At 62.7% G+C, this 14,364-nt stretch carries 12 protein-coding genes; 9 read left to right on the forward strand and 3 right to left on the reverse strand.

Translation table 11 applies throughout. The features are described 5' to 3' along the window. Positions 1-387: 387 nt before the first annotated feature. Genes IT350_15350 through IT350_15360 form a run of 3 tightly spaced genes read right to left on the reverse strand, consistent with a single transcriptional unit; the run spans position 388 to position 2,921 of the window. Positions 388-1,029: a DUF1566 domain-containing protein gene (locus IT350_15350; GenBank protein ID MCC6159425.1), complete on the reverse strand. Its 642-nt coding sequence runs from the start codon at positions 1,027-1,029 to the stop codon at positions 388-390. 13 nt (positions 1,030-1,042) lie between these two features. Then, positions 1,043-2,212: a hypothetical protein gene (locus IT350_15355; protein MCC6159426.1), complete on the reverse strand. Its 1,170-nt coding sequence runs from the start codon at positions 2,210-2,212 to the stop codon at positions 1,043-1,045. Positions 2,213-2,240: 28 nt separating this feature from the next. Next, entirely contained in the window at positions 2,241-2,921 is a 681-nt protein-coding gene (locus tag IT350_15360; protein ID MCC6159427.1) for a hypothetical protein, read from the reverse strand. Between the two features lie 649 nt (positions 2,922-3,570). Between IT350_15360 and IT350_15365 the strand changes: the two genes are divergently transcribed. The 9 genes from IT350_15365 (at position 3,571) to IT350_15405 (ending at position 14,358) form a co-directional block, all read left to right on the forward strand. Further along, positions 3,571-5,289 (forward strand): proline--tRNA ligase, encoded by a 1,719-nt coding sequence (locus tag IT350_15365; protein MCC6159428.1) that lies wholly within the window; start codon positions 3,571-3,573, stop codon positions 5,287-5,289. Positions 5,290-5,361: 72 nt separating this feature from the next. After that, the gene (gene pyrF, locus IT350_15370) at positions 5,362-5,991 is read left to right on the forward strand and encodes an orotidine-5'-phosphate decarboxylase (GenBank protein ID MCC6159429.1); all 630 of its coding nucleotides are present in this window, start codon (positions 5,362-5,364) and stop codon (positions 5,989-5,991) included. 438 nt (positions 5,992-6,429) lie between these two features. After that, positions 6,430-6,933, forward strand: coding sequence for a division/cell wall cluster transcriptional repressor MraZ (locus IT350_15375; GenBank protein ID MCC6159430.1), 504 nt, complete (start codon positions 6,430-6,432; stop codon positions 6,931-6,933). A gap of 77 nt (positions 6,934-7,010) precedes the next feature. Next, a complete protein-coding gene (gene rsmH, locus IT350_15380) occupies positions 7,011-7,958 on the forward strand; it encodes a 16S rRNA (cytosine(1402)-N(4))-methyltransferase RsmH (GenBank protein MCC6159431.1) in 948 nt (315 codons plus the stop codon). Positions 7,959-7,969: 11 nt separating this feature from the next. Continuing rightward, entirely contained in the window at positions 7,970-8,341 is a 372-nt protein-coding gene (locus IT350_15385) for a cell division protein FtsL (GenBank protein MCC6159432.1), read from the forward strand. Further along, complete coding sequence (locus IT350_15390; GenBank protein ID MCC6159433.1) at positions 8,319-10,337, forward strand: hypothetical protein; 2,019 nt, start codon at positions 8,319-8,321, stop codon at positions 10,335-10,337. The genes IT350_15385 and IT350_15390 overlap by 23 nt, the downstream gene beginning before the upstream one ends. 7 nt (positions 10,338-10,344) lie before the next feature. Continuing rightward, the gene (locus IT350_15395) at positions 10,345-11,859 is read left to right on the forward strand and encodes a UDP-N-acetylmuramoyl-L-alanyl-D-glutamate--2,6-diaminopimelate ligase (protein MCC6159434.1); all 1,515 of its coding nucleotides are present in this window, start codon (positions 10,345-10,347) and stop codon (positions 11,857-11,859) included. A 13-nt stretch (positions 11,860-11,872) separates the two neighbouring features. Next, entirely contained in the window at positions 11,873-13,282 is a 1,410-nt protein-coding gene (gene murF, locus IT350_15400; protein MCC6159435.1) for a UDP-N-acetylmuramoyl-tripeptide--D-alanyl-D-alanine ligase, read from the forward strand. After that, on the forward strand, positions 13,282-14,358 hold the full coding sequence (locus IT350_15405) for a phospho-N-acetylmuramoyl-pentapeptide-transferase (protein MCC6159436.1): 1,077 nt from the start codon (positions 13,282-13,284) through the stop codon (positions 14,356-14,358). Before murF ends, IT350_15405 begins: the two co-directional genes overlap by 1 nt. The last annotated feature ends 6 nt before the right edge of the window (positions 14,359-14,364 follow it).

The raw sequence follows: 14,364 nt of genomic DNA on the forward strand, positions 1-14,364 counted from the left end.
GCCGAACTCCCGGTCGAAAATCGACCAGTCGATCGCCTTGCCGAGCGGAATCAGCTCGTGGCGCTGGTTTTCGGATCTGGTTGACGTGGCTGCGGTAGAGGTCGAAATCCGAGAGCGGCGGGGTTTGCTTTGGCGCCAGCTGTCACCGGTTTTGGGGGTTGTTATGCCCGATTCCCGGTGAAAAGAACTAGCACAAAATCGACTATTTGTCCAGTGTTTTCAATCAATTAAGGCTTTTTTCAGGGACGACGCATGACGGGAGAGGGTGGCGTCTTCGATCCTGTCTTCGACCCTGAGGCTCGGACCCGAATGGATCTTCGCGGGACGAGGTGAGGGTTCCGGCATCGTATTGCAGACGCGCTCGTCGGCGCTGACCGATCCATTTCGTTATTCTACCGACGACCGCACACACCTGACCAGATGTCCGAGGTCTCCACCTTCCGAATCGTCTCCTGTTTCGCATGAACCGACTCCGCCGGATTCATATCTCAAACACCATCGGTTCTCAGTTGTGTTTGATCGCGGAGTGGAGGACCAGAACCAACCACAAGGAGCATCAAGTTCTTCAGCGCCATAACACCATTCATTTGGCCCCTTACCATACGAGCATCCTACGCAAGAGTCATTCTCACACGATTCACTGTCATAGCACTCATCCGTCGCCGCGCAGTCACCGCCTGCCATTGTCGCCGCGCAACCTCGCACAAGGCTTCGCAGCTCCGAGATGGTCGGCAAGCGCCAGTCCGAAAAATTCCCCAGTGTCAGCACATCGCAATATTCCTCAGCGGCCCCGTATCTGCGCCTGTCGCAAGAGCGCCCAGTCTGCCAGAGGAGGCCGGTGGAAACGTCCTCCCAGGTACCGCCGATGAACTCCTGATCGCTGCAGAGGTCGGCATCGTCATCCGGGTCTTGACCGTCGTCATCGTCATCGCTTTCGACGTCGTTGTCGTTGTCGTTGTCATCGCCTCCGCATGCATGGCTGAAGAGAACGAACAGCCCTATTCCGATAACGAATAGTGCAAGTCGCATGTTGGGGTTCCTTTCACTGACCGATCCCGTTGAAGTCCGCCCAGTCGTCCCAAACGGACTCGCTGACGCCGAAATCCATTGCGGCGTCCTTTATCAAATAATACACATCGTACCAAGGGTCCCAGTTCTCCGGATTGGATATATTATATATTTGTGCGATGTCCGAAACAGCGTAACCTTCGTCGCTATACATATCCCACCAAAAATGCACCCAGTCCCACTCCGTCGCACGACCAAAACACGTTTGACAGCAGTTCCCCTCTGAAATCCAATTGCCGTCGTTTTCGCAAGATTCATTATTGTCATTGTAGTCACAATCTGCGCCACCTGCATCATTCCATGCAGCCACCATGTAAAATTCTGCAAACCCCTCCCACGAAGCACAACTTTGATACTCGAGACATCTGTTACAATGACACGTGTCACAAAAACGACTATCCCAGCAATCGCCAGTCCCCTCATAGGTGCAATCATTCGTATGTCCATCGTTTCCATTTTTTTGATAAAGTATCTCATGTCCTGTTTCATGCGTTATGGTTGACTTTCTGTCAAGGTCATCTGGTCCGATCATGATCCGATGATTTCCTCCATTCACTTGAAAACAGGAATTCGTGGACCCAGGGCACGGATCGGTAAAATACGTAATATCCAAGTTTGACAAGCCAGCATGGCGCCTGTCCACGGCCCAGCCCGCAGCCGCGAGGACGTTTGAAACCTTGAACGTGGAGTTGTACTGATGCACCAATGTATAAGTTCCATCGCGAAGCGGGTTCCAACTCGCACTCAGAACCTGCGCATGCCAAACCGGGTCCAAATAGTTGTCATAAACTTTTATCTCGTTGTTATTGCTCAACCGCGCCGCGGCATATACTTTGATTTCAAAATCGTGAGCCGAATCCAGAGATAGTGTTGGCGTGCAATTTCCCGGGTTTGTGTAGGAGTTATAAATGACGCTACTTGTATCATTATCGCGCACACGCACATGTGGGCGAATGGCATCGTAGTCGTGCGGCGAAGAGAATTTGTAATAATCTCCCATCTCCCAATCTTCAAAATGCGTTTCATATTTGATACAAATTATGATATCGTCGGTCGCGCTCGCCAACGTGACCGCAGAAGGTGACAACACAAACCAGATCACCGCGAGCAGGTGGACCAACGTCGAATTTCTCAGCGAACGCATAGCAAGCCTCCATTTTGCGTCAGTTGCATCAGCGCGCTTCCTCAAGAACAATACCCGGTCCAATCTCCTCGATGAATTCACCTTTTGGTGTTTCTTCGAGAATTCGTCGGACCACGTCTTGACCTTCGGTTGTCGTGAAACCATACGGATATTTACTTCTGAGGGTGTCGTCGTTGATCAATTCGTAGTTTTTCAAGTCATCACGATAAACCAGAAAGCGCGTTGGAACTAATTGCGTGTAACGACGGCCGGTCTCCTCACGCGTGGCGCTGACGTAGCCGAGCAATTTTGTCGCATACTCAAATTGTTTCTCATGAAGGTTTCGGGCGTCACCGATTGAAATTTGAATGGATTTTTCCGAAAGAGGTGCCAGAAAAAACGCGTCTTGATAGATTTTCTTCGAAAGGGGCCCGATTCTGGCAGTTATTTGTGCTTCAATATATATGCTTGTGTTTGTTGCTCCGCGAATGATCAAGGTCCCGGTGGGTGAATATCCATTGTCGCCGAGTAACGACGATTCTTCACTTACCCATGTAACATCTGCTCCCTCGCCCAGCCCTTCCTCTAATCCGTCTTCCGAACTGCCCGCTTGTACAAGGGTTGTTTTGTCAATTATGCTTTCGCCATCGTCAACGCTAAGATTGGATAATTGAAACACAATGATTCCTGTTAACAACAGGCCGATTGACGTCGCTAGTATTAACCTCATAATGTTCTCCCAACGTCAGGTGGTTGCAAGGGAATGCCGCGCTGCGGCAGATCGACCGGGAAATCACGGTCACACTCGCAGTCCAAGCGCTCCATGAAGCTACGCCGCGAGGCGGCACCCCCGCGCGGCAAATTGCCTACTCGACGATGAGCCAAGACAGAGCATCCGAAAAAGGGGTCTGTCTTTCGATTCGAAGGATGGAATAGGAGGGTGAAGGGGCGACGGGGGCGTGTCGGTTCGGGGCCATTCTTGCGCGGACGCAAGCCGAATTGTTTGCGCCGAAGCATTTGTGAAGGGCCTTTTCGTCGCCGGGTCGAAGCTATCGGCCACTCATCCCATGCAGATTTCGCAACTGGATTAGTGTAGCGCAGTCGTGATTCATATGTCAAACAAAAAATCAAGTACTTTTGGGGGAGCAAAGCTGGCCGTTATTCGTCGACACCCCTCAGCCCCAAATTCCTGGCCGCACGCCTCGAACATGGCGGCAGCCCGCACGCGTCGAACGAGAACGTGTGGCCGAGACGGCGCTCGGCGGTCCCACGGATCACTTTGATCGCGCGGTCGCGGCGGTGGGGACCGCCAAAATTGACGCCCGCGCGTCGAACCCCTATAAGGTCCGCGAACCGGCTCCCATTGCAAGGAACGATCGATGCGCTATTCGCGGATGCTCATCCCCACGCTCAAGGAAAACCCCTCCGAGGCCGAGGTCGTCAGTCACACGCTCATGATGCGCGCGGGATTGATCCGGAAACTCGCGGCCGGCATCTACGACGTGTTACCGCTCGGGTTGCGGTCGTTTCGCAAGTTCGAGGCGATCGTTCGCGAGGAGATGAACCGCGCGGGGGCGCAGGAAGTCGTATTGCCGGTCATCCAGCCCGCCGAACTGTGGCAGGAGACGGGCCGCTGGCAGAAATACGGTCCGGAACTGCTGCGCATCAAGGATCGGCACGGCCGCGAGTTCTGCTTTTCGCCGACCGCCGAAGAGGTCATCACCAACGTCGTGCGACGCGACGTGCGCTCGTACCGGCAGCTTCCGATCAACCTCTACCAGATCCACACGAAGTTTCGCGACGAGATCCGCCCTCGCTTCGGCCTGATGCGTGGCCGCGAATTCGTGATGAAAGACGCTTACTCCTTCGACGCCGACGAGCCCGGCGCCGACAAGAGCTACGACGCGATGCGCAAGGCGTATCACCGGATCTTCGAGCGCTGCGGCCTTCGTTTTCGAGCCGTCGCCGCGGACTCGGGCCAGATCGGCGGCGCGTTTTCGTCCGAGTTCATGGTGCTCGCCGCGACGGGCGAATCCGCCGTCGCGTCGTGCGATGCGTGCTCCTACGCGGCAAATCTGGAGAAGGCGTCCACGCGCCCACCGGTGGGCGCCGAAAAGCCCGCTTCGCCCGCGGCGCTCACGCGCGTCGATACCCCCGGTGCGCGAACGATCGAAGAGGTCACGGCGTTTCTGGGCAAGACGGCCGATCAACTCCTCAAGACGCTCATCTTCGTCGCCGATGGCACGCCGGTCGCCGTGCTCGTTCGCGGGGACCGCGAACTCAACTACGTCAAGCTGCAAAACCTGCTGGGCGCGGACGAGCTGCTGATGGCCGATCCCGAGACCACGCAGCGCGTCACCGGCGCTCCGGTCGGATTCGCCGGACCGATCGGGCTCTCCATCCGCGTCATCGCCGATCTCGAAGTCGAGCACATGGCCGACTTCGTCGTCGGTGCGAACGAGGCCGACGCGCATTTCACGGGCTGTAACATCGGTCGCGATTTCCCCGCGCCCGCGTTCGCCGATTTGCGCAACGTGGTCGACGGCGACGCATGCCCCGTGTGCGAGGGACGCTTGCAACTCGACCGCGGCATCGAGGTCGGGCACATCTTCAAGCTCGGCACGAAATACTCGGAGTCGATGCACTGCGTGGTGCTGAACGACAAGGGCGAGGAAGTGCCGGTCGTGATGGGCTGTTACGGAATCGGCATTGGACGCACGGTCGCCGCCTCGATCGAGCAGAACCACGACGACGCGGGAATCATCTGGCCGATGCCGCTCGCGCCGTATCACGTCGCGCTCATCGCGGCGTCGCCCAAGGACGACGTTTTGGCCTTCGCGGAGAAACTCCACGACGACCTCGAGGCGGCGGGCGTCGAGGTGCTCTACGACGACCGCGACGAGCGCGCGGGCGTGAAGTTCAAGGACGCGGATCTGATCGGGTTGCCGCTGCGCCTGACGGTCGGCGCGAAGGGGCTGGCCGAGGGGTTCGTCGAACTCAAGCGCCGCGCCGAACCGGGAGCGCCCTTCGAGCCCGTGCCCGTCGCCGATGTTGTCGAGCGGGTCCGGTCGCTGGTCGCGGGTGCGATGAACGTGTGAGGGCATGACCAGTCCCATCATCGTCGCGCTGGATTTTCCGATGCCGCCCGGGCGCGCGACGTCGCCGCTCGGCTGGTCAGCCACGTCGGCGCGATCAAGATCGGGTTCGAGCTGTTCGTGTCCGAGGGACCGGCTCTGGTCGAGCGGTTCGTCGCCGATGGTCATCGGGTTTTTCTCGATCTCAAATTTCACGACATCCCCAACACCATCGCCCAGGCCGTGCGCGCGGCGAAGCGGCTCCGCGTCTGGATGACGAACGTGCATGCGTCGGGCGGCGGCGACATGATGCGCGCCGCGGCCGAGGCGGCCCGTGACGAAGCCGCGAAGTGCGGCCAGACCGCGCCGCTGGTCATCGCGGTCACGGTCCTGACGAGTCTCGCCGACAGCGACCTCGCGCGGATCGGAATGGCGGGAACGTCCGACGACGCGGCGGCGCGTTTGGCGATGGCGGCACGCGAAGCCGGCCTCGACGGTGTGGTCTGCTCGGCGCGCGAAGCGGCGCGAATCAAGCGCGAAGCCGGTAACGACTTTTTGTGCGTCACGCCGGGAATCCGCCCGCCCTGGTCGCAGGCCGGCGACCAGAAACGCACCGTCACGCCGGCCGAGGCGCTGGCCGCGGGGGCGGACTATCTCGTCGTCGGTCGGCCCATCACGCGGGCCGACGACCCGGCCGACGCCGCGCGTCGGCTGCTCGGGTCGTAACCGACCGGGAAATTTCACGAAATTTGCCGACTCGGATGTGGGACGAATCCCCACCTCTCCCCCGCAGTTCATCCCGACCCCCCACCGAACTCACGCGTCTTTCGGAATAGAAGCTCGACCTCCAGGCCAATCGGGTCGGGAATCCGAGATTTCGTGGCTTCTCACCGTCCGTTGAGAGTCCATAGCAAGCCTTGCGAAAATCGACCAACACTTTTCCCCACCGATGTCCACAGCTGTGGATATCAAAAATTCTCGATATTTTTCGCTAAGATAGAGATGTCTGTCCGTGAATCTCCGAATCCGCTCTGCGGCCATCCCTGTCACCGAAAATTGCCAATAATCCCTTGATTTTTCTGACAATTTTTGAACCCTGGGGTGTAGATCACCCCTTTCTCTCACGTCAGATAGTTCTTGACAGGTGGGGATTTGTGTGCGATCGTGTCGGCGATCCCCATTTCATGGGTCTGGTGGGCCGAGTTCATGCCGGAAAATGGAGAGCGACTCCTCGGCGGGCGATTCACGATGAGCATGGATGCCAAGGGGCGTCTGGCGCTGCCGGCCTCCCTGCGCGAACAGCTCGGCGACGCCCTCGACCGCCCGCTTTGGATCACCAACGGCGATCGCTGCTTGGAAATCTACCCCCACGACGAATGGGAAGCTTTCGTCCGACGGGTCCAGGCCATGCCGCCCAAGGCGCAGCTCACGCGCGAGATCATGATCTACTACGTGTCCGCGGCGCAGCCGATCACCCTCGACAAGGCGGGGCGGATTCTGGTGCCGCCCAGTCTTCGCGAGGAGGCGGGTCTGCGGGGCGAGGTGGTGGTCGTGGGGATGTCGCAGACGATCGAGATCTACAACGCGGAGGTCTTCCGGCAGGTTTTCAGCCGGTCCCGGGAGAATTTCGCCGCGAATATCAGCGGTATGTCGGAACCTTTGAAATGACGGTGCGGGAAATGACATTGGGCGGCGGCAATTCGGCATGTGATTTTTCCGGGCTGGCCCACCGGGTGGTTTGAGGGATGACGGACGGCGCTTGGCATAGCTCCGTCCTGCTCGAAAACGCGATGCGATGGTTACGGGTCCTGCCCGAGGGGACCTACCTCGACGCAACCGTGGGCGCCGGTGGGCACACGGAGGCGATCGCCAGGCGGCTGTCCACCGGAATCGTGATCGGCATGGATCGGGACCACACAGCTTTGGATATCGCCCGGCGACGGCTCGAACCGTTGCGGGATCGCGTGCGTCTGGTGCATGGCGCGTTCGCCGATGTGAACGCGGCGCTCGCGGACGCCGGGGTCCCGGCGCTCGACGGCGTTCTCGCCGATTTGGGCGTCAGCTCCATGCAGTTCGACGCGCCCGGGCGTGGATTTTCGTTCGCGTCGGACGCGCCGATCGACATGCGCATGGACGGCGACGCGCCGCTCGACGCGCGCACGCTGCTGAAACGGTCGAGCGAGGCCGAAATCGCGCGCATTCTTTTTGAATACGGCGAAGAGCGGCATGCCCGGCGCATCGCCCGCGAGATCGTGACGCTGCGCGAATCGGGCGCCGAGTTGACGGGGCGCGCGCTCGCCGACGCGGTTCGTCGCGCGATTCCCAAACGCGAGTGGGCGGCGTCGCGCATCGATCCCGCGACGCGCACGTTTCAGGCGATCCGCATCGCGGTGAACGACGAGCTCGGGCAGATCGAGGCGTTCCTGCCCGCGGCGGCGCGCCGGTGCAAGCCCGGAGCGCGTCTGGTCGTGATCTCGTTCCATTCGCTCGAGGACCGGATCGTGAAATCGACCTTTCGCCGGTGGGCGACGGTCGAGACCGACCCGATCACGGGCCGGCCCGTCGGCGAGCCCTTCGCCCGGATTCTGACGAAAAAACCCGAAATCGCGGACGAGGACGAGGTTCGCGAGAACCCGCGCGCCCGGAGCGCGAAATTGCGCGCCGTCGAGATCGTCGGCGGCCGGGCAGCCTAGAGGGAGGACGCATGTCGCGATCGCTCACCATGACGCAGACCATCACGCGACGGCAGAACGTGCGCCGCGTCTCGAAACCCCTCGTGAGTTTCACGCGCTGGGAGTGGATCGTCATCGGCGCGCTGCTCGGGGTGACACTCGTCTGCCTGCTCCTCGCGGTCTGGTCGAGCGCGCAGCGCGTCCACCTCGGCCGACTCATGAGCACGGCCATTTACGAACGGCAGAATCTGGCGAACGAGCGCAACGCGAATCTGGTCGAGCTGCACCACCTGACGAACCCCGGACGCCTCGAAGGCGAGGCGCGACGGCTCGGGCTGGTCGTTCCCACATCTCAACAGATCGTCAACATCACGACGGACTATGCGAAGCCGACGAACCCCTGAACGACGGATCGTTCTGAAACGAAGCGGACGCGACCTGTTCGAGTCGCGGACGATCGTCGTCGGCGTCCTGTTCGTCGCGATCATGGCCGTGCTCTTCGCACGGGCCGTTCAGCTTCAGTTCGTCCAGCACGACAAGTGGGACAACCTCGCCTCGCAGCGCCACAAGAAAGAAATCGAACTGACGCACCGACGCGGGCCGATCCTCGACCGCAACGGCCAGCCGATCGCGTTTTCGCTCGACGTCGATTCCGTCATTGCCGATCCCGCGATGGTGACCGACCCGCAGGCGGCGGTGGCCGCGCTCGCACCGATCCTCAAGGTCGATCCCCGGCAACTTGCCGGCAAGCTCGCGGACAAGTCGCGGCGCTTCGAGTGGATCAAGCGCAAGATCAGCGCCGAGGAAAGCCGCGCGCTCGACGGCCTCGGCAAGATCGCGGGAATCGAACGCCTGAAAGAGAGCGACCGCCGGTATCCCCTGGGCGAGCTCGCGGCGCCGGTGCTCGGTGTCGTCGGCCTCGACGGCATCGGGCTGGAAGGCGTCGAGGCGATTCACGACGTGGAACTGCGCGGCGACCCATGGCGGATGAGCGTGGAGCGCGACGCCTCGGGAAACATCTTCTTGTCCAACGGATTGCAGGATCTGACGACCAGCGACGGCGGCGAGGTCCGGCTCACGATCGAGCACCAGATTCAGGGCATCGTCGAGCAGGCGCTACAGGACGTCCTGAAGAAGACGCGCGCGCACATGGTCACCGCGCTCATGATGAAACCGGACACCGGCGAGATCCACGCGATGGGACAGGCGCCGTCGTTCAACGCGAACCAGGGCTCGCGCTACCCGCAATTCGTGCGCACGAATCACGTGGTGGTGGACACCTACGAGCCGGGCAGCACGCTCAAGCCGTTCATCGTCGCGGCGGCGCTCGAGTCGGGTCTCGTGAAGCCGACCGATTCGTTCTTCTGCGAAAACGGCAGCTTCGCGGTCGGCAAGCACATCGTTCACGACGCACACCCCTACGGACACCTCACGCTGACCGAGGTCGTGGCCAAGAGCAGCAACATCGGCGTTTCGAAGATCGGGTTCCGTCTCGGACCGGATCTGATGCACGACTGGCTCGAGCGCTACGGATTCGCCCGCAAGTCGCGCCTCGGGTTCCCCGGCGAAAGCAACGGCTTCATGCCCGCCGCTCACGACTGGCGCAAGATCCACCTGTCGAATCTGTCGTTCGGCCAGGGCATTTCGGTGAACTGCGTGCAGATGGCGGCGGCCTACGCCGCGCTCGTCAACGGCGGCACGCTGGTGCGCCCGTACGTGGTCTCCGAAGTGCGCGACAAGACCGGCGCTGTTCGCGTGCAGCGCACCACGGAAATCGTCGACCGCGTGCTCTCGAAGGAAACGAGCGAGATCATCACCGGCATGATGCGGCGGGTGACCGAGCCGGGCGGCACGGCCGCGAAGTGGGTGCATCTCCCCGGCTACAGCGTCGCGGGCAAAACCGGCACGGCGCAAAAGGCGATCCCCGGCGGATATCACGTCACCGCGCGCGTGGCGTCGTTCATCGGCGCGGTCCCGGCCGAAAACCCCGCGTTCGTGCTCATCGTCGTGCTCGACGATCCCCAGGGCGCGACGGGCGAGCGATACGGCGGCGTGGCCGCCGGCCCCGTGTTCGCGACGATCGCCGAGCGCACGCTTCGCTACCTGAACGTGCCGCCGTCGTCGATGCCGACCGAGCCGATGAACAAGCCCGGCGTTTACGTCGTGCAAAACGACGACACCCCCGGCGTCTCCGACGCCGACATGGCGGCGATCATGGACGACCTCGTGCCGAACCTGATCGGCCTGCCGATCACCGAGGTCGTGCGCATCGCGGGCACGGCGGAACTGGAACTGGAAGTCATCGGCAACGGCGGAATCTCGGTGGAGCAGGTCCCCGATCCCGGCGCGCCGCTGCCTGACGGACGGAAGATCAAAGTGGTCTTTCGTCCCACGAGTTGAGGTGTTGATGCGGCTCGACGCACTGTGCGCGGACATGCCGGTGACCGTCCTTCGGGGCGGCGAGACCCGGATCCGCGCGCTCACGCTCGACTCGCGGCGCGCCGAGCCGGGCGTGCTCTTTGCGGCGGCCGTCGATCCGATTCGCAACGGCGAGACGTTCGCCCCGGACGCCGCCGCGCGCGGCGCCGCAATCCTCGCCGCGTCCGACCTCGTCTCCTCGGCGCAAGCCGTGGTCGTCGCGCCGAACGTGCGCGAGGTCTTCGGGCGCATGGCGCACCGGCTCGCGGGCGATCCGACGCGCGGCATGACGCGCGTCGGCGTCACCGGCACGAACGGCCAGACGACATTCACGTACCTGATGGAAGCGATCCTCGAGCGCGCCGCGCGGCGGCCCGGCGTGGTCGGCACCGTCAGCTATCGCTACGCGGGCATCACCGAGGGCGCGCCGAACACGACGCCCGAGGCGCCCGATCTCGCGGCTCTTTTCGTGCGCATGCGGGGTGCGGGCGTCGATGCGATCGTGATGGAGGCGAGCAGTCATGGCCTCGCCCTCTCGCGCGTCGCGGGACTTGCGTTCGATCTCGTCGCGTTCACCAACCTCTCGCGCGACCACATGGATTTTCACCGCGACGAGACCGACTACCTCGCCGCGAAAACGCGGCTGTTCACCGAGTACCTTGCCGATGGCGGCGTTTGTGTCATCAACGCGGACGATCCGGCGGGGCGGACCATCGCCGGCCGCGTGCGCGGTCGGGTGCGCCTGTACGGAGCGGCGGCGGACGCGCATTACCGGATCGCGTCGTATGCATGCGACGCGTCGGGGGTGCGCTTCGACCTCGTCACGCCCGCGGGTGAGCTGCACGTGACGAGCGCCCTCGCCGGCCACTACCAGGTTCACAACGTGGCGGCCGCCGTCGCGAGCGCGATCGAACTGGGGATCGCACCCGAAACCGTGCAGGGCGCGATCGCCGCGCTCCCCGCCGTCCCCGGGCGCATGGAGCGCGTGACGGACGACGACGTCGCGGTCTTCGTCGACTACGCGCACACGCCCGACGCGCTCGAAAATGTCGTCGAGGCGTGCCGCCGCTTCACGGCCGGGCGGCTCATCACGGTCTTCGGCTGCGGCGGCGACCGCGATCCCGGCAAACGCCCGCTCATGGCCCGCGCGGCCGCGGCGGCGTCGGACGTCGTGGTGGTCACCAGCGACAACCCGCGCACCGAGGACCCGCACGCGATCATCGCGCAGATCCTCGCGGGGCTGGCCGACGCGGCCCGCGACCGCATCGAGGCCGGCGAGCTCGCCGCTTATGACGGCTCGCGCGCTCTGCACGTCGATGCCGACCGGCGACGCGCGATCGAAACCGCGGTGCTGGCGGCGCGGCGCGGCGACACGGTGCTGATCGCCGGAAAAGGCCACGAGGACTACCAGATCATCGGACGCGAGAAGATCCACATGGACGACCGCGAGGAAGCCGCGGCCGCTCTGAAAAAACGCGCGGCGGCAAGCCGTCGCACGGCATGAACGCGGAGACGAGATGAGTTTCCCGTATTGGAATGCGGATTTCATCGAGAAGACGAGCGGCGGCGAACGCTTCGGCGATTCGGGCGCGGCGACGCGGGAGTTTCGGGGGATCTCCACCGACACGCGGACGATCGGCGAAGGCGACTGGTTCGTCGCGCTCAAGGGTCCGAACTTCGACGGCCACGATTACATCGGCGCGGCCTTCGACGCCGGCGTGCGCGGATTCGTCGTTGAGCGTTCGTTCGTTCCTTCGCCCGCGCATGCCTCCGCCGTGTTCGTGCGCGTGACCGATACGCTCGCGGCGCTCGGCGACATCGCCCACGCGCACCGGCTGCGCTTTCGCGTTCCGCTCGTCGCCATCACCGGATCGAACGGCAAGACGACGACCAAGGAGATGCTCGGCGCCATTCTCGCCAAGCACTTCTCCGGTCGCGTGCTCGTGACGCAGGGCAATTTCAACAACCTCATCGGCCTGCCGCTGACGCTGTTTCGGCTGAACGGCGAGCACCTCGCGGCGGTGGTCGAGATGGGCATGAGCCGCCGCGGAGAGATCCGCCGCCTCGCCGAAATCGCGAGCGCCGACATCGGCATCGTGACCAACGTCAGCCCCGTCCATCTCGAACACCTGACGAATATCCGCGACGTGGCCGAGGCCAAGCGCGAGCTCTTCGAACGCTTCGGCGAGAATCAGGTGGCCGTACTCAACGCCGACGATCCGCTCGTCTTCGAGATGAGCCGAGTCGGGAAGTTTCCCGTGCGCAGTTTCGGCATCGACAACCCCGCCGACGTGACCGCGGCCGACATCGCAACGCGCAGCTTCGAGGGCATCGACTTCACGCTGCGCGTGGGCGAGACGTTCGCGCGCGTCGCGCTCACGTGCGTCGGCCGACACAACGTGCACAACGCGCTCGCGGCGGCCGCGGCGGCGACGCAGCTCGACGTTCCGATCGAGACGATTGTCGCGGGGCTCGAATCGTTCCGTCCCGCCGCGATGCGCATGCGGATCCTCGACATCCTGCGCGTGAAAGTCATCGACGACACGTACAACGCGAGCCCGCGCAGCATGGACGCCGCGCTTTCGACGCTGCAGGAGCTCGCGGGCGACGGCCGTCAGGTTGTCGTGATGGGCGACATGAAGGAACTCGGCGCGGAGACCGAGGCCGCGCATCGGCGCGTCGGCCGTCACATCGCCAAGAACGGCGTGTGGCGACTCGTCGTCATCGGCGAGTCGGCCCCGTGGGTGGTCGAAGGCGCGACCGAGGAAGGCATGAAGTCCTCGCAAATCGTCCACGCGACGAATCACCGCGACATCGTGGAATACCTGCGCAACGTGCTGGGCGGCGGTGATGTGGTGCTCGTAAAGGGCTCGCGCGCGATGCGCATGGAACTCGTGGTGCGCGGACTCAAGGGCGAGGCGTTCTGATGCTCTACCACCTGCTCGTGTCGCTCGCGGACCGCATCAGCGTTTTCAACGTGGTGCGGTATCTGACGTTCCGCACGGCGGCGGCGAGCCTGACCGCGATGCTGCTTTCGTTTCTGCTCGGTCCGTGGCTGATCCGCAAACTCACGGCCATGAAGATCGGCCAGACGATCCGCATCGACGGTCCGCAGACGCATTTGTCCAAGGCCGGGACGCCGACCATGGGCGGCAGTCTCATCATCCTCGCCATTCTCGGCCCGACCCTGCTGTGGGCCGACCTGCGCGACTGGTACGTCTGGTCGGTGACGACGGTCGTCGTCGGCTATGGCCTCATCGGGTTCTGGGACGACTACCTGAAGCTGACGAAGAAGAACCCCAAGGGCGTGAGCGGTCGCGCAAAGATGGCCGGGCAGATCGTATTCGGCCTCGCCGCCGCCCTCATGATTTTTCATCACCCGAGTTTCTCGACGGTCATGACCGTGCCGTTCTTCAAGAACTTCTCGATCGATCTCGGGTACGCCTACCTGCCCTTCATGGTGCTCGTGATGGTGGCGGCGAGCAACGCGGTCAATCTGACCGACGGGCTCGACGGCCTCGCCATCGGCCCGACGATGATCAGCGCGGGCACGTTCCTGATTCTCGCGTACGTCGCGGGGCACATCAAACTCGCGAACTATCTGCAGATCACTTACGTTTCGGGTTCGGGAAACCTGTCGATCATCTGCGCGACCATGATCGGCGCGGGCTTGGGATTCCTCTGGTTCAACACTTATCCCGCGCAGGTGTTCATGGGCGACGTGGGGTCGCTGCCGCTGGGCGGCGCGCTCGGCGCGATCGCGTGCATCACCAAAAACGAATTGTTGTTGCTTCTGATCGGCGGCGTGTTCGTGCTCGAAACCGTGAGCGTCATCGTGCAGGTCGCGAGCTTCAAACTCACGGGCAAACGCGTTTTCGCCATGGCGCCCATCCACCACCACTACGAACTCAAGGGCTGGCCGGAGCCCAAGATCATCGTCCGGTTCTGGATCGTGTCGATCATTCTTTCGCTGTTTTCGCTCATGACGCTGAAGTTGAGATAGGGACAC

This window comes from Deltaproteobacteria bacterium (assembly GCA_020845895.1).
In the GTDB taxonomy this organism is placed as follows: Bacteria; Lernaellota; Lernaellaia; order JACKCT01; family JACKCT01; genus JADLEX01.

Bases quoted from the DNA above. Each gene is read 5' to 3' on its own strand.
- IT350_15350 (MCC6159425.1), bottom strand. From the start codon at position 1,029: ATGCGACTTGCACTATTCGTTATCGGAATAGGGCTGTTCGTTCTCTTC.
- IT350_15355 (MCC6159426.1), bottom strand. From the start codon at position 2,212: ATGCGTTCGCTGAGAAATTCGACGTTGGTCCACCTGCTCGCGGTGATC.
- IT350_15360 (MCC6159427.1), bottom strand. From the start codon at position 2,921: ATGAGGTTAATACTAGCGACGTCAATCGGCCTGTTGTTAACAGGAATC.
- IT350_15365 (MCC6159428.1), top strand. From the start codon at position 3,571: ATGCGCTATTCGCGGATGCTCATCCCCACGCTCAAGGAAAACCCCTCC.
- rsmH (MCC6159431.1), top strand. From the start codon at position 7,011: ATGACGGACGGCGCTTGGCATAGCTCCGTCCTGCTCGAAAACGCGATG.
- IT350_15385 (MCC6159432.1), top strand. From the start codon at position 7,970: ATGTCGCGATCGCTCACCATGACGCAGACCATCACGCGACGGCAGAAC.
- IT350_15390 (MCC6159433.1), top strand. From the start codon at position 8,319: ATGCGAAGCCGACGAACCCCTGAACGACGGATCGTTCTGAAACGAAGC.
- IT350_15395 (MCC6159434.1), top strand. From the start codon at position 10,345: ATGCGGCTCGACGCACTGTGCGCGGACATGCCGGTGACCGTCCTTCGG.
- murF (MCC6159435.1), top strand. From the start codon at position 11,873: ATGAGTTTCCCGTATTGGAATGCGGATTTCATCGAGAAGACGAGCGGC.
- IT350_15405 (MCC6159436.1), top strand. From the start codon at position 13,282: ATGCTCTACCACCTGCTCGTGTCGCTCGCGGACCGCATCAGCGTTTTC.